The organism is Pseudomonas sp. 06C 126, from assembly GCF_001855215.1.
Taxonomy (GTDB): Bacteria; Pseudomonadota; Gammaproteobacteria; order Pseudomonadales; family Pseudomonadaceae; genus Aquipseudomonas; species Aquipseudomonas proteolytica.
In genome coordinates, this window is the sequence record NZ_MIFU01000140.1 from 76028 (window position 1) to 100114 (window position 24087).

A 24087-nucleotide genomic window follows, 5' to 3' on the forward strand; every position below is an offset into this window, starting at 1 on the left:
CTGGCGGACATCGGGTCTTGTCGTTTCAGCACTGCGGGGTACTGCTCAGGTCCACCAATACCGCACCAGATGAAAGAAAATTGGCGCGGCGAAACACACCGAATCCAGCCGATCCAGCATCCCGCCGTGTCCTTCGATCATATGCCCCCAGTCCTTCACGCCTCGGTCGCGCTTGATCGCCGACATCACAATCCCGCCGGCAAAGCCCAGTAGGTTGATCAGCAGTGCAATCAGGAAAGACTGCCAGGGGTTGAACGGTGTGATCCACCACAGTGCCGCGCCGATCAGGGATGACAGCAGGATTCCGCCAACAAAGCCTTCGACGGTTTTCGAAGGTGACAGGTTGGGCGCGATCTTGTGTTTGCCGAACAGTTTGCCGCACACGTACTGCAGCACATCCGAGAGTTGCACCACGATCACCAGGTAGGCGATCAGCAGGAGGTTGCGGCCCTCGTAGCCGACGATGTCGAGGGTCAGCAGCGCGGGGACGAAGGATACGCAGAACACTGCGATCATCAGGCCCCACTGTACTTTCGAGGCTCGCTCCAGGAAGTGCGTGCTGTCGCCGCCCAGGGAGGCCAAGATGGGCAGCAGCAGGAACACGTAGACCGGGATAAAGATCGAGAACAGGCCGTACCAGTCAAAGTAGATCAGCAGGTATTGCAGGGGCAGGGCCAGGTAGAACGCGGCGACCAGCGCTGGGTAGTCGCTGCGGCGGGTGGGGGTGAGGGTGAGGAATTCGCGCAGGGCGTAGAACGAGACGGCGTAGAACAACAGGATCACCGCGCCAGTACCGAGCCAGAAGGCGATGCCGATCACCACCACCATCACCCACCAGGCATTGATGCGGGCGTTGAGGTTGTCGATTACCGCATTGGGTGCGCCGCGGGTGCGCAGCTTGAGGATCAGGCCGATCAGCGAGGCGAGCACCAGGATCATGCCGATACCGCCGAACAACATCAGGGTTTGGCTATCCATGTCAGGAATGCTCCGGGGCGAGGGCGAGCAGGGCGTCGCGGCTGCGGGCGAGGAACAGGGCTTTGTCTTCGTCGTCCTGCAGTTGCAGCGGTGCGCCGAAGCTGGTGGTGCACAACAGTGGCAGCGGCAGCACGCGACCCTTGGGCATCACGCGGTTGAGGTTGGCGATCCACACCGGGACCAGTTGCGCCTGTGGATAACTCTTTGCCAGGTGATACAGGCCACTTTTGAACGGCAACAGGCCATCCTCCAGGTTGCGCGTGCCTTCGGGAAAGATGATCAGTGAGTCGCCATGTTCCAGGGCTTCGAGCATCGGTTGCAGCGGGTTATCCACAGGGTCTTTGCGCTCGCGGTCGATCAGGACCCCATTGAAGACCCGGTTGATGATGTAGCGGCGCAAGGCGCTCTTGTTCCAGTAGTCGGTGCCCGCCACCGGACGCGTGGCTTTGCGCAGGTTCTGCGGCAAGGATGCCCAGAGCAGCACAAAGTCGCCGTGGCTGCTGTGGTTGGCAAAGTAGATGCGCTGCACCGGTTCTGGCGCACAACCCAGCCACAGGCTGCGAGCGCCGGTCACTGTGCGGGCCATGGAGGTAATCAGGGTTGCGACCACGGGTTCGAACATGGGAATTCCTTATCCGGCGAAGGGCAGCCACGGGCTGGCCAGGATGACGGCCAATGTCAGTAATACTTGCGCGCCCAGCAGGTAAGCCTGTTTGCGCAGCAATTTGAGGGCGCCGCGCTGGCGCTCGGTCCAGGGTCGGCTGGCGCGGTTGGCCGGTTGCAAGCCCAGGGTTTGCAGGCTCTGGTCCAGTTCGCCGGTGCGCTCTATGTCCTTGGCCATCAGCGCAAACAGATCGGCATCGAACGCCACCCGCAGCGCCCAATACTTTTGCAGCAGCCCAAGGATAATCATCCACAGGCTGAGCAGCAGGCAGATCGGCGTGATACTGACCATCAACAGTTGCGCCAGGCCAAACAGCACCCCGAGCAAGGTCAGGCCTGTGGATAACTGATCCAGCGAGCGGCCACGCCGCAGCAGGCTGGCGACCACCTGGAGTTGCATATCAGCGGGCATACGGCAGATCTCCCAAGGCTTGACGGTGATTGGCATGCAGGACCACATCCGGTCGTGCTGTACGAATAATAGCCACTGCCTCATCCACGGTGCTGGCGCGCCCGCTGTGCAGCAGCCATGCCGCCACGGCACTGGCGCTGCGGGAGTAGCCGAGGGCGCAGCACACCAGCAAGGGCCCGTGTTCGCGCAAGCGTTCAATGGCTTGGGCGGCTTCCAGGCACTGCGCAGGTGTGGGGGCGGTGAGGTCGAGGACGGGCAGGGCATGGTAAGCGCGACCTTGTGGATAAACCGGCAGTTCGGCACACAGATCGACCACGGCGTTGAATGAACCCAACTGGGCTGTCGTCGGAATTCGCCCCAGCCATACGTTATCCACAATCAAATCGGGTTGCGGGTGTTTGCGCGTCCATAGCCGCGAGTTGAGCCACGCGGCCGCGAGATAAGGCGCGTACAGCCAGCGGGCCGCCGGGCTGAGCCGGCCATCGGCGCGCTTCTGAAAGCCTGCGGCACCCAGCAGCCAATAATTGAGCGCCACTAGCAACACCGCGACGGCCGGCCACCACAGCCATAGCCAGGCGCCGCCCCCCGTAAAGGCCGCTGTCGCCAGCAGCAGGGCGCCCACGGCGTAGCGCAAACCCAGGCGCCAACGTTTCGGATCTTTGGCCAGGCGCGCATTCAACAGCGGGCTTGGATGATCTACCGGCCATAGCCACACGCACAGCCAGCCGGCCAGGACGCCTGTGGGTAAGTCGATAAAGTGATGTTGGTAAGTGGTCAACACCGAAATGCCGATCAGCGCGAACCAGCCATGCACCAGCCAGCGCCACAGGTCTTGGCTATGCCGCTGGTACATCACCCACAGGATCACCAGCAGGGCGATATGCAGCGAAGGCGCCTGGTTGAACGGCTTATCAAACCCCGCCAGCACGGCGAACAGCCAACCGAACACGCCGTCCATTTCCGGGCGCTCAAAGGTGAAGCGCAACGGCCAGAGCAGGAAGCAGCTCACCGCAATCACCTGAGCACTCAGCAGGCGCAGGGCATGTTGCTTGAGCTCATGGCGACTGTTGGGCAGCAGCAGGGAGAAACCATAGAGCAGGTCGATCGACCAGTAGGGCACGATGGTCCAGGCCCAGAATGGAATAAGGGTTTCCCAGGCGAATACCAGTGTGCCGACGTCGCTGCGCTGGCTGGTCACCCAGGTAGCAAAGCCGTAGGTGCTGAAAAACAGCGGTGCCAACAGCAGCAGCCACAGCAGAGCTGGTTTGAACAGTCCCGGTTCGCGCATGCTCAGATCTTCTGCGCCAGCGAGACGCTGAAGATGCCCCATTCATCCACGCGCTGGGTGATCTTGCGAAAGCCCGCCGCCTCCACCAGTTGATCCATTTCCGCCTGGCTGCGGCGGCGCATCACCCAGGCCTGCCCCTGGCGATGGCTGGTGAGGGCGCGGGCGATCAGCTCCAGTTGCGGGTGCCACGGTTGGCCGGTGTACACCAGGTAGCCACCGGGCTCCACGGCCTCGGCCAGGCCGGCGAGGGAGCCACCGACCATGGCGTTATCGGCAAACAGCTCGTACAGCCCGGACACCACCGCCAGTGTCGGCTTGGGTGCCAGCGCCGCCAGGTCGGCCCGGTCGAAGGCATCACCTTTGACGAACTGCGCAATATCTCCCAGGCCTTTCTCGCGGATCAGCGCGCCACCGTCGCGCACATTGATATCGCTGTAGTCGCGCAACAGGATCGATTCCGGCAGTGGAGAAACGCCCTGCAAGGCTTCCAGAATGTACCGACCATGCCCCGCGGCGATGTCGACGATGCGCACTTCGCGCCCGTCATCCCGCAGCTTGACCATGGCCAGGCGCAGCAATTCTTCGACATGCAGTTTGCGCTGGCGAATCCCGCGCCAGCCGATGGAGTTCAGGTAGTTGGTGTCGATCATCCGCCCCAGCGCACCTTTGCCGGTGGGCTTGTTGCGATAGACATAATCCAGGGTACTGCCGGAATCGAAACCGGTGTCGAAGCCAAGCTTCACGCCCTCGGACAACTGGCGGCCCAGGCCCATGCTGGCGCGGGTCATGCGCCAGTACAGGTCACGTAGCGAGTTGCGCGGCAGCGGCGCGGCAAGGGATTCGGATTCGGCGCAGGTCGCGCCGATCTTGTCGGCATCCAGCAGGCTGGCGCGGTCCAGCGGGTGTTCGAAGTTTTGCAGGATAAAACGCCTGGCGCTGGCCAGTGCCACGGCGCGGTCACGCTCGCCGAGGGTGTCGTGGAAAAAACCGGGCAGGATATGCAGTTCTTTTTTCAGGCTGCCCAGGCGCTCGAAGAACTGTTGCTGGGGTTTGCGATGCACCACGAAGTCCGAGCCAGAGATCAGCAGTTGGGTCGGCACTTGGATCGCCTGGGCATCGGCGACTACGCGGTCGGCCGCTTCGTACAGGCCCAGCAGCACATTCACCGAGATCGCCTTGGTGATCAGCGGGTCTGTGTCGTAGGACGCGACGCGCTCGGGGTCATGGCTGAGGAACGTGGCCTTGACGTAGCTGTTGACGAAAAAGTTGCCGCGAAAGCGTCGCATCAACGCCAGGCCTGGCCGAGCGAAGGGCACGTAGAGCTTGACCTTGAATGCCGGGGAGGCAAGCACCAGGGCGCGGATGTTGGGGGCGTAGTCATGGACCCAGGTGGCGGCGATCACCGCGCCGACGCTTTGGGCAATGACGGCGAGGTTGGCGGGCTCAATGCCATAGGTTGCGCCGATATGGTCGCAGAAGGTCTGCACGTCCCGTGCGCTGGTGGCAAAGCTGGGGCTGTCGCCACGTTCGCCGGGGGATTGGCCGTGGCCACGGGCGTCCCAGGCGAAGAAATCAAAGTGCGGCAGGTCCAGCTCATCCACCAGGTGCGCGATGCGCCCGGAATGCTCGTGGCCCCGATGGAACAGCAGGATCGCCTGGCGTGGCTCAGGCCCGGTCGCGGTGGTCGCGGGCCAGTGCCGATAGAAAAGCGCTACGCCGTCATGGGTGCTGAAGGTGTGCTGTTGCTGTTCGCGCATCGCAAGATCCTTATGCCGTCGGAGGGGTTTCTTGTTGTTCTTTGAGGCCCTGGCGCACTCGATTGACCAGGGTGTAGGCGAGCAATGCAGCCACCAGCCACATCACGCCATCCACCCAGCCGGCGCCGAGCCAACCCAGGGCTACGCCAGTGGCCAGTACGCCGAGAACGAACGCCCGATCACTCTTGCCCATCGGCCCGTCATAACGCCGCGATGCGCCGACCATCGGCCCAAGTACGCCAGCGTATTCACTGAACACCGCCAGCAGTGTCACCAGTAGCACCGGCGCCAGGCCGACCCCGGGGATCAGCGCGAACGGCAGGATCAATGCGCTGTCGGCGATCACATCGCACAGTTCGTTGAGGTAGGCGCCCAGGCGCGACTGTTGACCGTACTCCCGGGCGAGCATGCCGTCGATGGCATTGAGGGCCATGCGCAGGATCATCCACAGCGGGATCAACACGAACACCCACGCATGCTCGGCGAAACCCGCCACCAGCAGGCCCACCAGCAGCGACACGATTCCCGCCAGCACGGTGATCTGGTTGGCGGTGGTGCCGTTGTCGTACAGGCGCTGGACCAGGGGCCGCAGCAGGTTCTGAAAACGCGGTTTGAGCTGATAGATCGAAATCATGAGAGTGACGCTTCCTTGTCCGTGATCCCGCGAAAAAGCTGGTGCGAGTGTGACGATAAATCGCCGTGGGCACTAGTGCCCGCCGGCAGCACATAAAAATGTCGATCACGCTGTAACGCCCATCAGGCACCTCACTCTAGTGCTGTGTCGGGACTGGACAAACCGTTCAGCCGACGCCCTACAGACCTATGAGGAATACCACAATGAACTTCAAGAACGCCGTTTCCGGTGCTGCCCTGGCCATTGCTGCCGCCACGATGTTTGCCGGTGTCGCGACCCAGGTCCAGGCGGCCGATGAAGCGAACGTGCATTGCTATGGCGTGACCTCCTGCAAAGGCATGAACGACTGCAAGACTGCTGAAAACGCCTGTAAAGGCCAGGCCGTGTGCAAGGGGCACGGTTTCAAGGCGATGACCCAGGCTGCTTGTGATGCGGCTGGCGGCAAAGTCGGCGAATAACCGCGAGTACGTGATCCTGCAGCGGTGTGCACGTCGCTGCGGACACTTTCCAGGAGTTCGTCATGTCGGTATCGGTTCCTTGCCTGGGCTACGGCCTGGGGCTACGCAGCGTTTACTATCAGCAGATCATCGAGCAGTCGCCGCAGGTGGACTGGTTCGAGATCGTCTCCGAGAATTATCTGGTCCAGGGCGGCAAGGCCTTGTACTACCTGGACGCCATCGCCGAGCGCTATCCGCTGGTGATGCATGGCGTCTCCCTGTCCATCGGCGGGCCCCATGCCCTCGATATGGACTACCTCAAGCAACTCAAGCAATTGGCCGACCGGGTCAAGCCGGCGTGGGTCTCCGACCATCTGTGCTGGAGCCGTGGCAACGCCCATCAACTGCATGATTTGTTGCCGCTGCCCTACACCGAGGAAAGCCTCTACCACGTCGCCGCCCGCGTGCGGCAGGTGCAGGATGTGCTGCAGCGCCCGCTGGTGCTGGAGAATGTCTCCAGCTATGTGCGCTCAAAGGCCGATGACTTTACCGAATGGGAATTCCTCAACGCCTTGAGCCACCTCAGTGGTTGCGAACTGCTGCTGGACATCAACAACGTGTATGTCAGCTCGCGCAATCACGGTTTCGATGCCTGGACCTTTATTCGCAACCTGCCGCCGCAGAGTATCCGCCAGCTGCATTTGGCCGGGCATATGGACTATGGCGACTATGTGGTCGATACCCATGACCATCCGGTTTGCGATCCGGTGTGGCAGTTGTTTCAACAGACCCTGGAACACTTGGGCCCGGTAGCGACGCTACTGGAGCGCGATGACCATTTCCCGCCGTTTGCCGAGCTACTCGATGAATTGGCCAAGGCCCGTGAGTTGGGGGCTGGCGCCTTGGCCCGGAGGTCGCTATGCGCCTGATCGATTGGCAACTGGCATTTGAACGTCATCTATTGGCAGACGCCGACGAGGGCGGTTTTGCCAGCACCTTGATCGGTGGCCCGACCCTGGACGTGGACACTGGCCTTGCGATCTACCACAACGCTTATCGGGCCCGTTTGCTGGAAGTGATGCAGGGGGATTTTCCGACCGTGTGGCATTGGCTGGGGGATGATGAATTTGCCGGGCTGGTGGCCGCTTATGTACAGCGTTATCCCTCGGCGCATTTCAGCTTGCGTTGGCTGGGGCAGCGGTTTGAAGGTTTTATCGGCGAGTACCTGGTTGCCGCACAAAGTGCACCGTTGGCCGAGCTGGCACGCCTGGAATGGGCGTTTACCCTGGCGTTTGATGCGCCTGCGGGCCAGCCGCTGGCCCTGGAAGACATGGCTCGGCTGGCACCCGAGGCCTGGCCATCGTTGCAGGTCGAGTGGGGGCCGTCGGTGCAGCAGGTGTTGTGCCGCTTCAACAGCCTGCAGATCTGGCGTGCGGTCAAGGCGCAGGCAGCGTTTCCCGGCAGCGTTGCGTTGCAGCAGGCCGAGGTATGCCTGATCTGGCGTGACCAGCAGGTGTGTCGCTACCGCAGCCTGGAGCCTACCGAGGCGTACGCCTTGGCCGGGATGGCCGATCAGGGTTGGACTTTTTCAGAACTGTGCGCCGAATTGGCAGTCACTTATCAAGAGGGCGCGCCGCTGCAAGCTGTTACGTGGTTGAAACAGTGGGTTGAGGACGGTTTGCTGCAACGTCGAGCACCATAGAAGGCGGCTATTGAATCGATAGCCAGCTACTTTTTTATGGATGGTCTACCCTCATTTCAGACGTCTGAAACAAGGGGGGACTACTCATGCTCGCGCAACTTCCACCGGCCTTACAGAATCTTCAGCTACCGCTGCGTCTGCGACTCTGGGATGGCCATGAGTTCAACCTGGGCCCGGAGCCCAGCGTCACGATTGTGGTCAAGGACCCGGTGATGGTGACGCAACTGACCCATCCCACGCTCGACTCCCTGGGCGCTGCCTTCGTCGAAGGCAAACTGGAGCTCGAAGGCTCCATCAGCGATGTAATCCGGGTATGTGACGAATTGAGCCACGCGCTGATCGACGACGATGAGCAGGCCGGACCGGTGCGCTCGATCCACGACAAGGCCACGGATGCCGCCGCGATTTCTTACCACTACGACCTGTCGAACGAGTTTTACCAGCTGTGGCTGGACCGTGACATGGCCTATTCCTGCGGTTATTTCGAGACCGGCAGCGAGTCCCTCGACCAGGCCCAACAAGACAAATTCCGCCACCTGTGCCGCAAGCTGCGCCTGCAGCCTGGGGAGTATCTGCTGGATGTCGGTTGTGGCTGGGGCGGGCTGGCGCGTTATGCGGCGCGTGAGTTCGGGGTCAAGGTGTTCGGTATTACCCTGAGCAAGGAACAACTGGCATTGGCCAGGGAGCGAGTGGTCGCCGAGGGCTTGGAGGACCAAGTGGAGTTGGCGTTGCTCGACTACCGCGACCTGCCCCAGGACGGGCGGTTCGACAAAGTGGTCAGCGTCGGCATGTTCGAACACGTCGGCCACGCCAACCTGGCGCAGTACTGCCAGACCTTGTTCGGCGCCGTGCGCGAAGGTGGCCTGGTGCTCAACCATGGCATCACCGCCAAACATACCGATGGCCGCCCGGTGGGGCGTGGTGCGGGGGATTTTATCGAGCGTTACGTGTTCCCCAATGGCGAACTGCCGCACCTGGTGATGATCAGCGCCGAAATCAGCGAAGTCGGCCTGGAAGTGGTCGACGTGGAAAGCCTGCGCTTGCATTACGCGCGCACCCTGGATCACTGGAGCGAGCGCCTGGAAGACAACCTGGAAGCGGCGGCGAAAATGGTGCCGGCCCAGGCATTGCGCATCTGGCGCCTGTACCTGGCGGGTTGCGCGTATGCGTTTGCCCGAGGCTGGATCAACCTGCACCAGATCCTGGCGGTCAAACCCCATGCGGATGGCAGCCATGAGTTGCCGTGGACGCGGGAAGATCTCTACCGCTGAGACTGTTGCCCCCTCTGAAAGACTGAATGCGGGAGCTGAGCTTGTGTGGGAGCTGGCTTGCCTGCGATTGCATCACCGCGCGGTAGCTGAAAGAACGCGGAGTCTGCATCGCAGGCAAGCCAGCTCCTACATTTGGTTTGGTGCTGGCTAAAGGATCGGGGAAATCAGGCGCGCCACGCGCATGCCCAATTGCTGCAGGCGGCGCGTCTGTTGGCTTTCTTCCTGGCTGGTTTCGTGGGCCTGGGCAAAGTCGTCCAGCAGCATATGTTCCACTTCGCTGGCGAAGGCTGCATCGACCGTGAGCAACATCACTTCAAAGTTGAGGCGGAACGAACGGTTGTCCAGGTTCGCACTGCCGATGGCAGTGATTTCGCGGTCTACCAGCACCACTTTCTGATGCAAAAAGCCCGGCTTGTAGCGGAACACCCGGACCCCGGCGCGTACTGCTTCAATCGCGTACAGGCTGGATGCGGCGTAGACAATACGGTGGTCGGGGCGTGACGGCAGCAGCAGGCGCACGTCCACGCCACGCAACACCGCCAGGCGCAGCGCGGCGAATACCGCTTCGTCGGGGATGAAGTACGGGCTGGTGATCCACACCCGCTCAGTCGCTGCATGAATCGCTTCAACGAAAAACAGCGAGCAGGTTTCATACGGGTCCGCCGGGCCGCTCGCCAGCAATTGGCAGAGCACGCCGTCATCGGCATAGGTGTCGGGCAGGATCAGTGGTGGCAGCTCGCGCGCGGCCCAGAACCAGTCTTCGGCAAACGACTCCTGCAGGCAGGCCACCACCGGGCCGCTGACTTGCACATGGGTGTCGCGCCAGGGGGCGAGCGGGGGTTTCTTACCCAAGTATTCATCGCCGACGTTATGCCCGCCGACAAAACCGGTCAGGCCATCGACCACGACAATTTTTCGATGGTTGCGGAAATTCACCTGGAAGCGATTGAACCAGCCGCTGCGGGTGGCAAACGCCTTGATCTGCACCCCGGCGTCGCGCAGCGATTGCACATAGCGGTGGGGCAGGGAGTGGCTGCCGATACGGTCATACAGCACGTAGATGGCCACGCCTTCGGCGGCCTTGGCCTTGAGCAGGTCATGCAACCGGCGCCCGAGTTCATCGTCATGAATGATGAAGAACTGCACCAGTACGGCCGTCTTGGCGGCGCGGATGGCGTCGAAGATGGCGTTGAAGGTTGCATCGCCATTGACCAGTAAACGCACTTGGTTGTTGGCCAGGCACGGCATGCGTCCCAGCTTGGGCATGGCGCGCAGGGAGGCATAGGCATGGGAGTTGCGCGCGGCCAGGGCTTCTTCGACCCAGGGGCGCCAGTTGAGCTCGGTGATTGCCTTGTGCATTTCCTGGTTGGCCTGGCGACGGGCCTGGATGTAGGCATCGAAGCTGCTGCGGCCAAAGATCAGGTATGGGATCAGCGTCAGGTAAGGCATGAACATCAGCGACAGCGCCCAGGCAATCGAGCCTTGGGCGGTGCGCACGGTCAGCACCGCGTGCAGGGCGGCGAGGGAACCGAGAAAATGCAGGGTGGCGATGAAGTAGCCGAGCAAGTGCGGGCCGAAGAAATCCATGGACAACATTACTCCTGACAATCCAATGCGTAACAGACCATGTTCGGCAGCGATTGTCGCTATTTTATTGAGCGTGCAACGCCGACCGCTTTGCGACGTCTAACGCCGACAATTACCCAGGAGTTACCCGATGAATGCTCGTCTGCTTGGTTTGGCCATGGTTGTTGGTTTGACGCTGCCGGTGGCGGCGCAGGCGCAGATGTTGGCGCCGGGCTTGTGGGAACTGACCACCAGCAACATGAAAGTCGATAACCAGAACCTGCCGGATTTGTCGTTGATCCTCGGTCAACTGAAGCAACAGATGACCCCGGAACAGCGCGCCATGCTGGAAAAACAAGGCATTACCATGGCCGGCAAAGGCGTGCAGGTGTGCCTGACGCCGGCCCAGGTGGCCTCCGACGCCATCCCGCTGACCGACCCGCAATCGGGTTGCAAGCAAGAGGTGACCGACAAGACTGGCAACCAGTGGAAATTCCGTTTCAGTTGCCCGAAAGCCCAAGGCTCTGGCGTGGCCACATTCCAGAGCCAGAAGGCATTCACCACCTCAGTCAACGGCACCTTCAACGCTACCGGTATCCAGCAGAACGGCAGCCTCGATACTCAGGCCCAATGGTTGGGCAGCGACTGCGGCACGGTAAAACCGCGCGCTTGAAGCCCCCTGTAGGAGTCGGCAAGCCGGCTCCTACACATTTGGTCAGCGCAAGAAGTGCAGGGGCAACCCCTGGCAACTGTTGATCACCTGACCGTCATGCCAAGCCAAATGCCCTGACACCAACGTGGTACTCACACTGTGGCGAAAGCTGCGCTCGGCAAACGGTGTCCAGCCGCAACGGGCGAGAATCGGCTGGCTGCTTACCGGCATGCCTTCGGGTTCGGGTCTGATCAGTACCAGGTCGGCCCAGTAGCCCTCGCGTAGATAACCCCGGTCAGGAATGGCGAACAGGTCGGCCACGCGATGGCTGGTTTTCGCCACGAGCACAGTCAATGGCAGCAGCCCGTCAGCCACCAATTCCAGCAAGGCTGGCAGCGCATGCTGCACCAGGGGTAACCCCGCCGGCGCCTCACGGTACGGCCGCTGTTTTTGCTCCCAGGTATGCGGTGCGTGGTCGGTGCCGATCACATCCAGCCGATTACTCAGCAGTGCCAGGCGCAGGGCATCCCGGTCGGCGCGGGTCTTGATCGCCGGGTTGCATTTGATCTGATGGCCCAGGCGCGCGTAGTCACGGTCATCGAACAGCAGGTGATGCAGGCACACTTCGGCGGTGATGCGTTTTTCTGCCAGCGGCTTGTCTTCGAACAACGACAGCTCCCGGGCACTGGTCAGGTGCAGCACGTGCAGACGGGTGTTGTGGCGGCGCGCCAGTTCCACGGCCAGGGATGAGGAGCGATAACACGCTTGGGCGTCGCGGATCAGCGGGTGGGCCACCGCGGGGATCTGCTCGCCGAAGCGATCGCGCAGCCGCTGTTCGTTGGCCTGGATGCTGGGCGTGTGCTCGCAGTGTGCCAGGAGAATCGTCGGTACCTCGGCAAACAGGCGCTCCAGAACCCTTGGGTCATCCACCAGCATATTGCCGGTGGAGGCACCCATGAACACCTTGACCCCGGCGACCTGCCGGGGATCCAGGGCAGCCACGGTGTCGAGGTTGTCGTTGCTGACGCCAAAGTGAAACCCATAGTTGGCCACCGAGTGCAGCGCCGCGCGGCGCTTCTTGTCTGCCAGTGCTTCCAGGGTCAGGGTTGCGGGCTGGGTGTTGGGCATGTCCATGAAACTGGTGATGCCGCCGGCCACCGCCGCGCGCGATTCGCTGTAGAAACTGCCTTTGTCCGGGGCGCCGGGTTCGCGAAAGTGCACTTGGTCGTCGATCATGCCCGGCAGCAGCCATTGGCCTTGGGCATCAATCTCGATGTCGGCGGTTTGCCCCTGGAGACTGCTGGCGATTTTTTCGATACGGCCGTTGGCGACCAGCAAGTCGGCGTCGAATTCTCGCCCTTCGTTCACCAGGCGGGCATTGCGGATCAGCAGGCGGCTCATGTTCAGAACTCGTTTTGCAGGGCTTTGTAGCCGCGCACCAGGTCGACATTGGTGCGCGCCACGTCTTCGGAAAACTCCGAGGCGCTGACGCTCACTGGCGGGAACTGCGACAAGTCGGTGTTGGGGCCAATGCGCGTGGTGGAGGGCACATAGAACGCAGCGGGCAAATCACGGCCATCAACCACCGAGTTGTGCCGCACCACACAGCCATCGCCCACCACACAGTTGAACAGCACGCTGTTGAAGCCGATAAACACGCGGTCGCCGACGGTGCAGGGGCCGTGGACAATCGAGCGGTGGGCGATGGAAGTGAACTCGCCGATGGTTACCGCCGCGCCGGATTTGGAGTGGATCACCACGCCGTCCTGGATATTGGAGTTGGCGCCGATGGTGATCGGGTCCATGTCGCCGGTGGCGTCGACTTCATCGGCGCGGATCACCGCATAGGGGCCGACAAATACGTTTTCGCCGATGATCACTTTGCCGCAGATGATTGCGGTTTTATCGACGTAGGCCGACTCGGCGATGACCGGCAGATCGCCGGAAGGGTTCTTGCGGATCATGCTGCGGGTTCCTTGAGGGGTGCGGTGAGGATATGCACCTGGTCGTGTTCAATCGCGTTGTAAAAACAGGTCGGGCGCCCGGTGTGGCAGGCCGGGCCTTGTTGATCGACGATCAGGAGTACGGCATCGCCATCGCAATCCAGGCGCGCTTCGATCAACTGTTGGATGTGCCCTGAGCTTTCGCCCTTGCGCCACAATCGCTGGCGCGAGCGTGACCAGTAGCAGACGCGGCCGCTGGCGAGGGTTTCATCGAGGGCCTGGCGGTTCATCCAGGCCAGCATCAATACCTCACCGCTGCGCTGTTGCTGGGTGATGGCCGCGATCAGGCCGTCGCGGTTCCACGGTAAGGCATCCAGTACGTGGGCCAGGGGGAAGCGGCTGCCGATGGGCGCGGCTTCCAGCTCGAGCATCGACAGTGTCATGGGGTGCCCAAGGCGTTGTACAAAGTGTTGAGGTTGTATTCAAACAACCCGGTAAAAGTACTGGCCGGGCCTTTGGCAGCCAGTGCATCGGAGTACAACGTGCCGCCGATATGGGCGCCGCTTTCCACGGCAATCTGCTTGAGCAGGCGCGCGTCCTTGATGTTTTCCATAAACACCGCTTTGACGTGGGCCTGGCGGATCTGCGTGATCAACGCGGCGACTTCGGCCGCCGAGGGTTCGCGCTCGGTGGACAAACCCTGGGGCGCCATGAAGTCGATACCGTAGGCCTGGCCCAGGTAGCCGAAGGCGTCGTGGGAGGTGACGATGCGTCGATTGCCCGCAGGCAGCGCGGCAAACTTGGCCTTGGCTTCGGCCAGCAGGCGGTAGATTTTCTGCAGGTATGCCTGGCTGTTGTGTTGATAGTCGGCCTTGTTGGCCGGGTCGGCAGTGATCAACGCCTGGGTGATGTTGCTGACGTAGATTTCGGCGTTGGCCAGGTTATGCCAGGCATGGGGATCAGGGATCTTCTCGCCGTCTTCCTCCAGCGTGCGAGCGATCACGCCTTTGCTGGCGTTGACCACTGTCGCCTGGGTCTCGGTACTGGTAATCAGGCGATCCAGCCACGGCTCGAAGCCCAGGCCGTTCTTGATGATGACACGGGCCTTGAGCAGCGCCTTGGCATCGTCCGGGGACGGCTCGTAGGTATGGGCATCGGCGTCGGGGCCGACCATATTGCTGAGCTGGATATGCTCCCCGCCGACCTGCTGGGTTATGTCGGCGAGAATGCTGAAGCTGGTGACCACCTGGAGCTTGTCCTGTGCGGTCGCGAACGACAGCGGGAGCAGGACGCTGAACAGCACGAGTAGAGCGCGCATCGGAAAACACCTCATTGGGATGTAAGCAAGGGCGGGCGGCGCAGCAAGCCATGTACCGGCCCCAGCACCACGGACAGCAGGTACAAGCCGCCAGCGACCAGGACAATCGCCGGGCCGCTGGGCAGCGAGTAGTAGAACGACAGCAACAGCCCGAGCCATACCGACAGGCATCCCAGCACGGCCGAGACTGCAATCAACCTCGGCAGCCGCCGGCTCCAGAAGCGTGACGCCGCCGCGGGCAACATCATCAGGCCGACCACCATCAAGGCGCCGATGGCCTGGAAACCAATCACCAGGTTCAGCACGACCAGGGTCAGGAACACCCCATGGGCCAAAGGCCCGAGGCGGCTGACGGTTTGCAGGAATAGCGGGTCGAGGGTGTCCAGCACCAGCAACCGGTAGATCAGCGCCATGGCGATTAGGCTGAAACCGGACACCCACACCATGCCGGTCAATGTCGGGCCGTCTACCGCCAGCGCCGAGCCGAACAGCAGGTGCAGCAGGTCCAGGCGCTTGCCGGCCAGGCCGAGGATCAGCACACCGGCCGCCAGGGAAATCGGGTAGATCGCAGCCAGGCTGGCGTCTTCGCGCAGGCCGGTGCGGCGGGTGATCCACGCGGCGAGGCCGGCCATGCCCAAGCCGGCGCCGAGACCGCCGAGGGTCAGTGCCGGCAGGCTCAGGCCGGCAAACCAGAAGCCCAGTGCGGCGCCGGGCAGGATGCCGTGGGCCACGGCATCGCCGATCAGACTCATACGCCGCAGGATCAGGAACACCCCTAACGGCGCCGTGCTACACGCCAGCAGCAGGCCACCGAGCAGGGCGCGACGCATAAACACGAAGTCGTTGAAGGGCATCCACAGTTGGGCGGCGAGGTGCATCAGGCGACCTGCATCTGCGGCTGCTGAAGGATCAACTGTGTGCTGGGTGCGAGCACGCAGCCGCTGCTTTTGATGTGCAGTGCTTGCGGCAGGTGTTGGCGCACCGCGGCCAAGTCATGGCAGACCACCACCAAGGTGCGGCCTTCGGCATGCCAGGCGTGGATATGTTTCCACAGCAGTGCCTGGCCTTGTTCATCGAGTGCGGCGTGGGGTTCATCCAGCAACAACACAGGCGCTTGGGCCAGGCTGAGACGGGCGAGCAGGGCGCGTTGCAACTCGCCACCGGACAGGGCCATCAAGGGGCGCAGCTCAAGACCGCTGAGGCACCAGTCTTGCAGTACCGTTTGCAAGCGCTGGTTGCGTTGCTGCTGGGAGTGTTGGGTGCCCCATAGACCTGCGGCCACCAGCTCTTGCAGGCTGATGGGGAATTGTCGGTCCAGGTGTTGCTGCTGCGCCAGGTATGACAGGCCGCCGCGCCGTGGAACATCCAGGGTGACCTTGCCGGCCAGGGGCTTTTGCAGGCCGGCGATGACTTTCAACAAACTGCTTTTACCCGACCCGTTAGCGCCGATAACAGCGGTCAGGCTGCCTTTGCCCAGTTCGATATCAATGGCCGGCGTCAGCGGTTGGCCTGGTGCGCCCCAGCGCAGGGCATTGCAGCGGATCACGTGGTAGCCCTCGTCCAACGGGTTTCGGCCACGGCGTCGTGGGCGTGCAGGCTTTCGGCGTGGATGACTTTGACGTGAAAGGCTTGCACCGCGATCGAGCGTTGCAGCGCCAGGTTCAGGCGGCGGGCGGCGTCTTCGCAGAACATCAGGTTCTGGCCGTTGGCCAAGGCGAAGGCTTGCTCATCGGCACGTTTGACGGCGGTCTGCACGGCGGTGCCGAGGGCGGCTTCGGCGTGGTCGATCAACTCAGTCAGTGGCAGCGTGGGTTGCCCAGCTTGCAGAGCCACCAACAATTGCGCAGTGCTGCGCTGGCTGTGCGGCGTGGCGATGATCCCTTTGGCGCTGCCAAGCCAGGCCAGCACATCTTCGTGTTGCAGCGTTGTGTTGGCAAAGTCATCGATAAATTGCTGCTGAATCAACTGCCTGGCGAGGGCAGCCGAGCAAGGGCAGGTTGAGGAATAAGTAACGTCAATTTTTAGTTCCACGTGGAACATCTGCTTTTCCAGGCGCGCTTCGATGCTCACTGGATAGCTCTTCCAGCCGGCGAGCGGGCTGACCAGCGCAGGACGTTTGAGCAACAAGTCGGTATGAATCCGCAGGTACGCGCTGCTCGACAGGCCTTCATGGCTATCGAGAAAACGCTGGAGCACCTGACGCAGCAACGCTGGTTGCAGGTCTTGTGACTCAAGCATTTCCAGCGCCAGGTATAAGCGCGACATATGAATGCCGCGCGCTTCGCCATCGTCCAGGCTTACTCCTGCATCGGCCTTGGCGCTCAAACGTTGGCCGTCGATCAGGATTGGCAGGGCAATGCCACACATGCCCACCCAGTCGAGTGGCAAGGCTTGGCGAGAAGCCTGCGCGGCGATATCCGGCAGAGTCAGCGCATTCATAAGCAGGTCCATCGTTGGATATAAAGCGACATGTTATAGTATAACAATTAGATCGACGATTATTTTTCTGCGGTGAGTGTCATGCACAGACGTCAACTCCTAAGCCTGCTGCTGGCCAGCTCCGTGTTTACTTTGCCTTTTGCGGTGCATGCGACGCAGATTCGCAATGCGCGCCTGTGGCGCTCCAACGACAAGCTGCGACTGGTGTTCGACCTCAGTGGTGCGGTGAGCTACAGCACCTTTTCCCTGAACGCGCCCGAGCGGCTGATCATCGACTTGAGCGGCGCAGGCCTGAGCGGGGATTTCAGCCAATTGGCATTGGCCAACACTGGCATTACTGCGATTCGCTCAGGGCGTCTGAATGCGGGCGGGACACGGATCGTTCTCGATCTGGCTCAACCGATGCAGCTCAACAGTTTTGTCCTGCCGCCGCAGGATGGGCAGGGGCATCGCCTGGTGTTGGACCTGAGCAGCGGCGCCCGCCAAGCACCGGTGGAGAAGGCGCATCCCAAGCGCGACATTATCGTCGTGGTCGACCCTGGTCACGGTGGCAAGGACCCCGGCGCGGTTGGGGCAAAGGGTGAGCGGGAAAAAGACGTGGTGCTGGCTATCTCGCAGTTGCTGGCCAAGCGGCTCAAACGCGAGAAGGGCTTTACCGTGAAGCTGGTCCGCAACGATGACTTCTTCGTGCCGCTGCGCAAACGGGTGCAGATCGCCCGGCGCTACAAGGCCGATATGTTTATTTCGGTCCACGCAGATGCGGCGCCGCGACTGACCGCGTCAGGGGCTTCGGTGTATGCCTTGTCCGAAGGCGGCGCCACCTCGGCGACCGCGCGCTTCATGGCGCAGCGGGAAAATGGCGCAGATCTATTGGGCGCCACCAGCCTGCTCAACCTCAAGGACAAGGACCCGATGCTCGCCGGGGTCATTCTTGATATGTCGATGAGCGCCACCCTGGCCGCCAGCCTGCAACTAGGCAATGCCGTGCTGGGCAGCCTGGCGGGTATCACCACGCTGCATCAAAAGCGGGTGGAGCAGGCGGGGTTTGCGGTGCTCAAGTCGCCGGACGTGCCGTCGATCCTGGTGGAGACGGGCTTTATCTCCAACGTCCGCGACAGCCAGCGGCTGGTTACTGCGCGCCATCAACAGGCAATCGCGGATGGCCTGTTTGAGGGATTGCAGCGTTACTTCCAGAAGAATCCACCGATCAACAGCTATATGGCCTGGGCTCAGGAGCAGCAAAAAGGCCAGGCCTAGCAACCGCTGATCCGGCTACAAGTGAACTTGGCGCTGGAACCGCCGGAGCTGGAAAACCGGTTGATCGTGGTCCAGCCCACGCGCCGCGTATAGCCGACCCACGCCTCGCCATCGGAGGCCAGCCCGGTGAAGAACGTCAACTGGCCATAGCGGCTGTTGGTCTGCGCCCAGTAGCGTTTGCCGTCTACCTCGAACCCGCGCAAATACGTGGTGTTGCCTACGGTCGCGGCACTGTAGGCATTGCCCTGGGCATCAATGCAGGCCAACAGGGTGGCGCTGCGCGTGCAGGTGGCCAGGGCGTTGGACACTTGGGCACTGGCCTGGCTCGCAACCAGCAGCAACACGCCGCACAACACATATCTCATAAGGTTTCTCGGGGAATGGACGGGCTCAAGGATTGCGCCCTTCGTCGTGGCGGGCAAGAGGGGATTGGCTTATTTGTATTGTTATACTATAACATCAAAAAACAGCCTGACCCGTGAATCGCCCCCATGACTGAACAAGACCTGCTCGCCCAGCCGCCCGCCGAGTATATGAATGAGGCCCAGCAAACCTTCTTCCGTGAGCTGTTGTTGGCCCAGCGCTCTGACCTGCAAACGCGCATCGATGCCGAGTTCATGGTGCTGCGCGAGCAGGAGCCCAATAGCGACCCCGCCGATGTCGGCAGCGCCGAAGAACAACGCCACTGGCAACTACGCCTGCTGGAGCGGGAAAAGAAGCTGCTGGACAAGATTGATGAAGCCCTCGAGCACCTCGCTCGCGGTGAATACGGCTGGTGCCGCGAGACGGGCGAGGCGATTGGCCTCAAGCGCCTGTTGCTGCGGCCCACGGCCACCCTGTGTATTGAAGCCAAAGAACGTGAAGAGCTGCGCGAACGCCATCAACGGGCGATTTGACCGGCCAACCTGATGAGGAACACCTGATGACCGACCGACTACCCGTTACTGTGCTGTCCGGATTTCTCGGCGCCGGTAAAAGCACGCTGCTCAATTACGTCCTGCGCAACCGCGAAAACCTGCGGGTGGCGGTGATCGTCAACGATATGAGCGAAATCAACATCGATGGGGCCGCTGTCCAGCGTGACGTCAGCCTCAATCGCGCCGAAGAAAAGCTGGTGGAGATGAGCAACGGCTGCATCTGCTGCACGTTGCGCGAAGACTTGCTGATCGAAGTAGGAAAGCTCGCCAAGGAAGGGCGGTTCGATTACCTGCTGATCGAATCCACCGGCATTTCCGAGCCGCTGCCGGTGGCGGAAACCTTCACTTTTCGCGATGAGAACGGCCAGAGCCTGGCGGATATCGCACGGCTCGACACCATGGTCACTGTGGTCGACGGCATGAACTTCCTGCTCGATTACCAGGCCGCTGAAAGCCTGGCGTCCCGGGGCGAAACCCTGGGTGAGGACGACGAGCGCTCCATCACCGACCTGCTGATCGAACAGATCGAGTTTGCCGACGTCATCCTTGTCAGCAAAATCGACCTGATCAGCAGCCACGAACGTGAAGAACTGGTGGCCATCCTCGAACGCCTGAATGCCCAGGCACGCATCATTCCCATGGTGATGGGCGAGGTGCCGCTGGCCGAGATCCTCAATACCGGGCGTTTTGACTTCGAGCGCGCGGCCCAGGCGCCGGGCTGGTTGCAGGAGTTGCGCGGCGAGCATGTGCCGGAGACCGAGGAATATGGCATTGCCTCCACGGCCTATCGGGCGCGTCGGCCATTCCATCCCCAGCGCTTTTTCGACTTTATCGACCGCCCGTGGAGCAACGGCAAGTTGCTGCGCTCCAAGGGTTTTTTCTGGCTGGCCAGCAAGCATCGCGATGCCGGCAGTTGGTCCCAGGCCGGTGGCCTGATGCGCCATGGTTTTGCCGGTCGGTGGTGGCGCTTTGTGCCCAAGAGCCAGTGGCCCGAAGACCAGGAAAGCGTCGCGGCGATCATGGGCAACTGGCAACTGAGCACCGGCGACTGCCGCCAGGAACTGGTGTTTATCGGGCAGAACATCGATTTTGCGCAACTGCGCGCTGAACTGGATGGGTGCCTGCTGACCGACGATGAAATGGCCCTGGGCGTCGATGGTTGGCGCCTGCTGGTCGATCCTTTTGGCCCTTGGTACGAGGAGGCAGCCGCCTGATGCTGGCACCTGTGATTCAACTGCGTCCGGTCATTCGCCAGACCCGTGGGGAAACCCCGCTGGCGCTAGCCGACATCCTGGACAACGGCGTCAACCTGGCGCTGTGGCAACGCCAGTTGCCGCTGCATATCGCCGAGTTTGGCGCCTTGCTGGTCTCGCTGAACGAGCCGCTTGCCGAGTCGCTGGTGGTGGAGTTGGACAGCGAAGAAGCTGAGCCCAACTTGCTGGGCCTGGCCGCAGGCTGTCGTGACCTTGAAGGTTACGACGGGTTTATCGCCGATGTGGCATGGCTGGTCAGCGCCTTTGCCTGCCTGTTGGGGGCCAAGCGCATCGGTGTGCGGCTGAGGCTGCTGGACAAGGCCATGTGCCCGCGTTTTCATGTCGATCACGTACCCGTGCGCCTGATCACCACCTATGCCGGCATCGGTAGTCAGTGGCTGCGCGAAGGGGTGATGGACCGCCGCCAGTTGAGCCAGGCAGACGCGGAACCCAGCGAGCGCATCGAGCAGATCCACTGTGGCGAAGTCGCCCTGCTCAAGGGCGAAAAGTGGCGCGGCAATGAAGGCTACGGCTTGATTCATCGCTCGCCGGCGTTGGCCGCCAACGAACGGCGGCTGATTCTGACGCTGGATTGGTTGGCATAACCGGGTAGGATCAAGCGTCTCTACACGGCCTGAATAATGTCCACGATGCTGCAGAACATTCCCACCCATGTGATTGCCGGCCCTTTGGGGGCAGGCAAGACCAGCCTGATCAAGCACCTGCTCGCCCAGCGCCCATCCAATGAGCGTTGGGCGGTGTTGATCAATGAGTTCGGGCAGATTGGCCTGGATGCCGCACTGCTGACCCAGGATGACGACGGCATTGCCCTCGGTGAGGTGGCCGGCGGCTGCTTGTGTTGTGTGAATGGCGCGCCGTTCCAGGTAGGCCTGGGTCGATTGTTGCGTAAGGCCAAGCCTGACCGGCTGTTTATCGAGCCCTCGGGGCTTGGCCATCCGGCGCAATTGCTTGAGCAGTTGCGCCAGGCGCCTTGGCAAACCGTGCTGGCCGTCCAGCCTTGCGTGCTGGTACTCGACGGCCAGGCTTTGGCGGCAGGCAGGCCGTTGCCCGAGTCCCAGCGTGAAGCTCTGGCCAGTGCCGGGCTGCTGGTGCTGAACAAGGATGAAGGGTTGGATGCCGTACAGCGCGGTGAGATTGAAAGTTCGCTGCCGGCTTGCGAGGTTTTCTGGACCCGACAGGCGCAACTGCCATTGGCCCGGCTGCCGGGCCTTAATGCTCAGGCGCGGGCGGCTGTGGATAACTTCGAGACACCCAAGGGGCTGGGGCAGATTCCGGCCGTCTGGAGCGATCCCTGCGTACCGATTTGCCTGCACCAGGCCCAGGCGGGTGCGTGGAGCATTGGTTGGCGCTGGCATCCGAGCCAGCAGTTCGACACCTGCAAAGTCCGGCAATGGCTGGAGAGCCTGGACTGGCAGCGCGCCAAATTGGTTATCCACAGTGCCGATGGCTGGTTCTCGGCCAACGCTGTGGATAACTCCACACTCACCTGGCAGCCCAGCGAATGGCGCCGGGACTCACGTATCGAGCTGATTTTCAGTGAGCAACAGGACGCGGCGATGCTGCAAACAGCCTTGGCCAATTGCCGTCAGTGACGGGTCTTGCTGTGCTCCTGACGCCACTGGCTCAGTTCAATCACTTCGGCACTGGGCGGTGGCGTCTTTATTTCAAACGGGTAGGGCGCCAGTTCGATCTGCGCACTGTGGGCACCAAACTGGGTGATGGTCCCGGGATGGCGGGCTTCGCCGGTCACGGTGAACTCGAAGTTGTAGACCCGCGCCAAACGCCGACGGCCGTTGGCGTCCTTGACGAAACCGATGCGTTTCAAAGCCACGGCGCCGTCGAGCAGTTCGATATCGAGCTTGGCGCAATGCTGTTTGACCCTCTCCAACGCCCGCTCGCGCAGGCCGTGGTTGTGCCACACCCAGGCGGCAGCCGCCGCCAGCAACATCAGCACAAAGATATTTCCCAGGGTCAGCATGCGATTTGCTCCAACAAAGTAAGGCCAGCTTAACTGTGTCTCTGGTCTGTCGTACAGGCTGCTTTTAGTCGCATACTGCGCGGCCAGAATTTAACGGTTTTACGGAAGTCCCCGCATGAAACGTACGCCTCATCTGCTTGCGATCCAGTCCCACGTGGTCTTTGGCCATGCCGGCAACAGCGCCGCCGTGTTTCCCATGCAGCGGGTTGGGGTGAATGTCTGGCCGCTCAACACCGTGCAGTTCTCCAACCATACCCAGTATGGTCAGTGGGCGGGAGAAGTGTTGGCGCCGCAGCAAATTCCTGCGCTGGTAGAGGGGATCGCGGCGATTGGCGAACTGGGCAACTGTGATGCCGTGCTGTCCGGCTACCTGGGCAGCGCCGCCCAGGGCCGGGCGATCCTGACCGGCGTGGCACGTATCAAGGCGATCAACCCCAAGGCGCTGTATCTGTGTGACCCGGTGATGGGCCATCCGGAAAAAGGCTGCATCGTGCCCCAGGAAGTCAGTGATTTTCTGCTGGACGAAGCGGTGGCCATGGCCGACTTCCTGTGCCCCAACCAATTGGAGCTGGACAGTTTTTCCGGGCGTAAACCGCAGTCGCTGTTCGATTGCCTGGGGATGGCGCGGGCCCTGCTGGCGCGAGGGCCCAAAGCGGTTTTGGTCAAGCACCTGGACTACCCGGGCAAGCTGGCGGACGGTTTCGAGATGCTGCTGGTGACCGCCGAAGGCAGCTGGCACCTGCGTCGGCCGCTGCTGGCATTCCCGCGCCAGCCGGTGGGAGTGGGCGACTTGACCTCAGGGTTGTTCCTGGCGCGGGTGCTGCTGGGCGACAGCCTGCTGGCGGCCTTTGAGTTCACCGCGGCGGCTGTTCACGAAGTCCTGCTGGAAACCCAGGCGTGCGCCAGTTACGAGTTGGAATTGGTGCGGGCCCAGGACCGCATCGCCCACCCGCGCGTACGTTTCGAAGCCACGCCGATCAGCCTCTAACACCACCCACCCAATGTGTGCGGGCTTGCTCGCGAAGACGCTGTACCAGTCAGCACATGTATTGACTGATCCACCGTCTTCGCGAGCAAGCCCGCTCCCACATTTTGATTGGGTTTACACGTCAGCCTTGATCTCCTGGTAGCGCTTCTCCAGCTCCTGGCGGATCTGCCGGCGCTGTTTGCCCTGGATAAACCGGCGCTTGTCTTCGCTGTTCTGTGGCTGCAACGCCGGCACGGCGGCCGGTTTGCGGTCGTCGTCGACCGCGACCATGGTGAAGAAGCAACTGTTGGTGTGGCGTACCGAACGCTCGCGGATGTTCTCGGTGACCACCTTGATCCCCACTTCCATCGAAGTGTTGCCGGTGTAGTTGACCGACGCCAGGAACGTCACCAACTCGCCGACATGGATCGGCTCGCGAAAAATCACCTGGTCCACCGACAGCGTGACTACATAGCGCCCGGCATAACGGCTGGCGCAGGCGTAGGCCACTTCGTCGAGGTACTTGAGCAGGGTGCCGCCGTGGACATTGCCTGAGAAGTTGGCCATGTCAGGGGTCATCAATACCGTCATCGACAGCTGGGCGTTTCCGGGTTCCATAGCACACTCACGGTTG

At 61.9% G+C, this 24087-nt stretch carries 28 protein-coding genes; 11 read left to right on the plus strand and 17 right to left on the minus strand.

Features of this window, described 5'->3' with window-relative positions:
- Positions 1-45: 45 nt before the first annotated feature.
- From BHC62_RS25615 to BHC62_RS25640, 6 genes are read right to left on the minus strand one after another with little or no spacing between them, the layout of a single operon-like run.
- Positions 46-978, minus strand: coding sequence for a phosphatidate cytidylyltransferase (locus BHC62_RS25615; protein ID WP_029290116.1), 933 nt, complete (start codon positions 976-978; stop codon positions 46-48).
- Between the two features lies 1 nt (position 979).
- The gene (locus BHC62_RS25620) at positions 980-1600 is read right to left on the minus strand and encodes a 1-acyl-sn-glycerol-3-phosphate acyltransferase (protein WP_029290113.1); all 621 of its coding nucleotides are present in this window, start codon (positions 1598-1600) and stop codon (positions 980-982) included.
- A gap of 9 nt (positions 1601-1609) precedes the next feature.
- Positions 1610-2053, minus strand: a complete 444-nt coding sequence (locus BHC62_RS25625; protein ID WP_029290110.1) for a hypothetical protein — start codon at positions 2051-2053, stop codon at positions 1610-1612.
- A complete protein-coding gene (locus BHC62_RS25630; protein ID WP_070996631.1) occupies positions 2043-3341 on the minus strand; it encodes a phosphatase PAP2/dual specificity phosphatase family protein in 1299 nt (432 codons plus the stop codon). The genes BHC62_RS25625 and BHC62_RS25630 overlap by 11 nt, the downstream gene beginning before the upstream one ends.
- A 2-nt stretch (positions 3342-3343) precedes the next feature.
- A complete protein-coding gene (locus tag BHC62_RS25635; protein ID WP_070996633.1) occupies positions 3344-5098 on the minus strand; it encodes a bifunctional alpha/beta hydrolase/class I SAM-dependent methyltransferase in 1755 nt (584 codons plus the stop codon).
- Between the two features lie 10 nt (positions 5099-5108).
- The gene (locus BHC62_RS25640) at positions 5109-5732 is read right to left on the minus strand and encodes a CDP-alcohol phosphatidyltransferase family protein (RefSeq protein ID WP_029290103.1); all 624 of its coding nucleotides are present in this window, start codon (positions 5730-5732) and stop codon (positions 5109-5111) included.
- A gap of 203 nt (positions 5733-5935) precedes the next feature.
- On the opposite strand from BHC62_RS25640, the gene BHC62_RS25645 reads away from it, so the two are divergent.
- The 4 genes from BHC62_RS25645 (at position 5936) to cfaB (ending at position 9142) form a co-directional block, all read left to right on the plus strand.
- Complete coding sequence (locus BHC62_RS25645) at positions 5936-6190, plus strand: membrane protein (RefSeq protein WP_029290101.1); 255 nt, start codon at positions 5936-5938, stop codon at positions 6188-6190.
- 62 nt (positions 6191-6252) lie between these two features.
- Positions 6253-7098, plus strand: coding sequence for a DUF692 domain-containing protein (locus tag BHC62_RS25650; RefSeq protein WP_029290099.1), 846 nt, complete (start codon positions 6253-6255; stop codon positions 7096-7098).
- Positions 7089-7871: a DNA-binding domain-containing protein gene (locus tag BHC62_RS25655; RefSeq protein WP_029290097.1), complete on the plus strand. Its 783-nt coding sequence runs from the start codon at positions 7089-7091 to the stop codon at positions 7869-7871. The genes BHC62_RS25650 and BHC62_RS25655 overlap by 10 nt, the downstream gene beginning before the upstream one ends.
- Positions 7872-7957: 86 nt before the next feature.
- A complete protein-coding gene (gene cfaB / locus BHC62_RS25660; RefSeq protein ID WP_029290095.1) occupies positions 7958-9142 on the plus strand; it encodes a C17 cyclopropane fatty acid synthase CfaB in 1185 nt (394 codons plus the stop codon).
- 147 nt (positions 9143-9289) lie between these two features.
- Here cfaB and cls read toward each other — a convergent pair whose 3' ends face one another.
- Positions 9290-10729: a cardiolipin synthase gene (gene cls, locus BHC62_RS25665; RefSeq protein ID WP_070996635.1), complete on the minus strand. Its 1440-nt coding sequence runs from the start codon at positions 10727-10729 to the stop codon at positions 9290-9292.
- Positions 10730-10859: 130 nt separating this feature from the next.
- On the opposite strand from cls, the gene BHC62_RS25670 reads away from it, so the two are divergent.
- Complete coding sequence (locus BHC62_RS25670; protein WP_070996636.1) at positions 10860-11381, plus strand: DUF3617 domain-containing protein; 522 nt, start codon at positions 10860-10862, stop codon at positions 11379-11381.
- Between the two features lie 42 nt (positions 11382-11423).
- On the opposite strand, the gene BHC62_RS25675 is transcribed toward BHC62_RS25670, so the two are convergent.
- Genes BHC62_RS25675 through folE2 form a run of 7 tightly spaced genes read right to left on the minus strand, consistent with a single transcriptional unit; the run spans position 11424 to position 17060 of the window.
- A complete protein-coding gene (locus BHC62_RS25675) occupies positions 11424-12761 on the minus strand; it encodes a dihydroorotase (RefSeq protein ID WP_070996638.1) in 1338 nt (445 codons plus the stop codon).
- A 2-nt stretch (positions 12762-12763) separates the two neighbouring features.
- Positions 12764-13324, minus strand: a complete 561-nt coding sequence (locus BHC62_RS25680) for a DapH/DapD/GlmU-related protein (RefSeq protein ID WP_029290088.1) — start codon at positions 13322-13324, stop codon at positions 12764-12766.
- Positions 13321-13746, minus strand: coding sequence for a phosphoribosyl-AMP cyclohydrolase (gene hisI, locus BHC62_RS25685; RefSeq protein ID WP_070996640.1), 426 nt, complete (start codon positions 13744-13746; stop codon positions 13321-13323). The genes BHC62_RS25680 and hisI overlap by 4 nt, the downstream gene beginning before the upstream one ends.
- Complete coding sequence (locus BHC62_RS25690) at positions 13743-14621, minus strand: metal ABC transporter substrate-binding protein (RefSeq protein WP_029290084.1); 879 nt, start codon at positions 14619-14621, stop codon at positions 13743-13745. The genes hisI and BHC62_RS25690 overlap by 4 nt, the downstream gene beginning before the upstream one ends.
- Positions 14622-14632: 11 nt before the next feature.
- Complete coding sequence (locus BHC62_RS25695) at positions 14633-15499, minus strand: metal ABC transporter permease (RefSeq protein WP_029290082.1); 867 nt, start codon at positions 15497-15499, stop codon at positions 14633-14635.
- Complete coding sequence (locus BHC62_RS25700; protein WP_070996642.1) at positions 15499-16167, minus strand: metal ABC transporter ATP-binding protein; 669 nt, start codon at positions 16165-16167, stop codon at positions 15499-15501. The genes BHC62_RS25695 and BHC62_RS25700 overlap by 1 nt, the downstream gene beginning before the upstream one ends.
- Positions 16164-17060, minus strand: a complete 897-nt coding sequence (gene folE2, locus BHC62_RS25705) for a GTP cyclohydrolase FolE2 (protein WP_070996643.1) — start codon at positions 17058-17060, stop codon at positions 16164-16166. Before folE2 ends, BHC62_RS25700 begins: the two co-directional genes overlap by 4 nt.
- An 81-nt stretch (positions 17061-17141) precedes the next feature.
- Between folE2 and BHC62_RS25710 the strand changes: the two genes are divergently transcribed.
- On the plus strand, positions 17142-18317 hold the full coding sequence (locus BHC62_RS25710; protein ID WP_070996645.1) for an N-acetylmuramoyl-L-alanine amidase: 1176 nt from the start codon (positions 17142-17144) through the stop codon (positions 18315-18317).
- On the opposite strand, the gene BHC62_RS25715 is transcribed toward BHC62_RS25710, so the two are convergent.
- Positions 18314-18682, minus strand: a complete 369-nt coding sequence (locus BHC62_RS25715; protein ID WP_070996647.1) for a glutamine synthetase — start codon at positions 18680-18682, stop codon at positions 18314-18316. The two genes, BHC62_RS25710 and BHC62_RS25715, sit on opposite strands and share 4 nt — an antisense overlap.
- A 126-nt stretch (positions 18683-18808) precedes the next feature.
- Between BHC62_RS25715 and dksA the strand changes: the two genes are divergently transcribed.
- The 4 genes from dksA to BHC62_RS25735 are packed head-to-tail and all read left to right on the plus strand — an operon-like array spanning position 18809 to position 22100.
- Positions 18809-19213, plus strand: a complete 405-nt coding sequence (gene dksA, locus BHC62_RS25720; protein WP_070996648.1) for an RNA polymerase-binding protein DksA — start codon at positions 18809-18811, stop codon at positions 19211-19213.
- A gap of 26 nt (positions 19214-19239) precedes the next feature.
- A complete protein-coding gene (gene zigA, locus BHC62_RS25725; RefSeq protein WP_070996650.1) occupies positions 19240-20448 on the plus strand; it encodes a zinc metallochaperone GTPase ZigA in 1209 nt (402 codons plus the stop codon).
- Complete coding sequence (locus BHC62_RS25730; RefSeq protein ID WP_029290068.1) at positions 20448-21092, plus strand: DUF1826 domain-containing protein; 645 nt, start codon at positions 20448-20450, stop codon at positions 21090-21092. Before zigA ends, BHC62_RS25730 begins: the two co-directional genes overlap by 1 nt.
- 45 nt (positions 21093-21137) lie before the next feature.
- A complete protein-coding gene (locus BHC62_RS25735) occupies positions 21138-22100 on the plus strand; it encodes a GTP-binding protein (RefSeq protein WP_070996652.1) in 963 nt (320 codons plus the stop codon).
- Here the strand turns inward: BHC62_RS25735 and BHC62_RS25740 are convergent.
- Positions 22094-22486 carry a DUF3301 domain-containing protein gene (locus BHC62_RS25740; protein ID WP_029290064.1) on the minus strand — a complete coding sequence of 131 codons (393 nt, stop codon included), beginning with the start codon at positions 22484-22486 and terminating at the stop codon, positions 22094-22096. The two genes, BHC62_RS25735 and BHC62_RS25740, sit on opposite strands and share 7 nt — an antisense overlap.
- Before the next feature lie 115 nt (positions 22487-22601).
- On the opposite strand from BHC62_RS25740, the gene pdxY reads away from it, so the two are divergent.
- Entirely contained in the window at positions 22602-23474 is an 873-nt protein-coding gene (gene pdxY, locus BHC62_RS25745; protein WP_032856675.1) for a pyridoxal kinase PdxY, read from the plus strand.
- Positions 23475-23588: 114 nt separating this feature from the next.
- On the opposite strand, the gene BHC62_RS25750 is transcribed toward pdxY, so the two are convergent.
- Positions 23589-24071, minus strand: coding sequence for an acyl-CoA thioesterase (locus tag BHC62_RS25750; protein ID WP_029290061.1), 483 nt, complete (start codon positions 24069-24071; stop codon positions 23589-23591).
- Positions 24072-24087 lie beyond the last annotated feature (16 nt).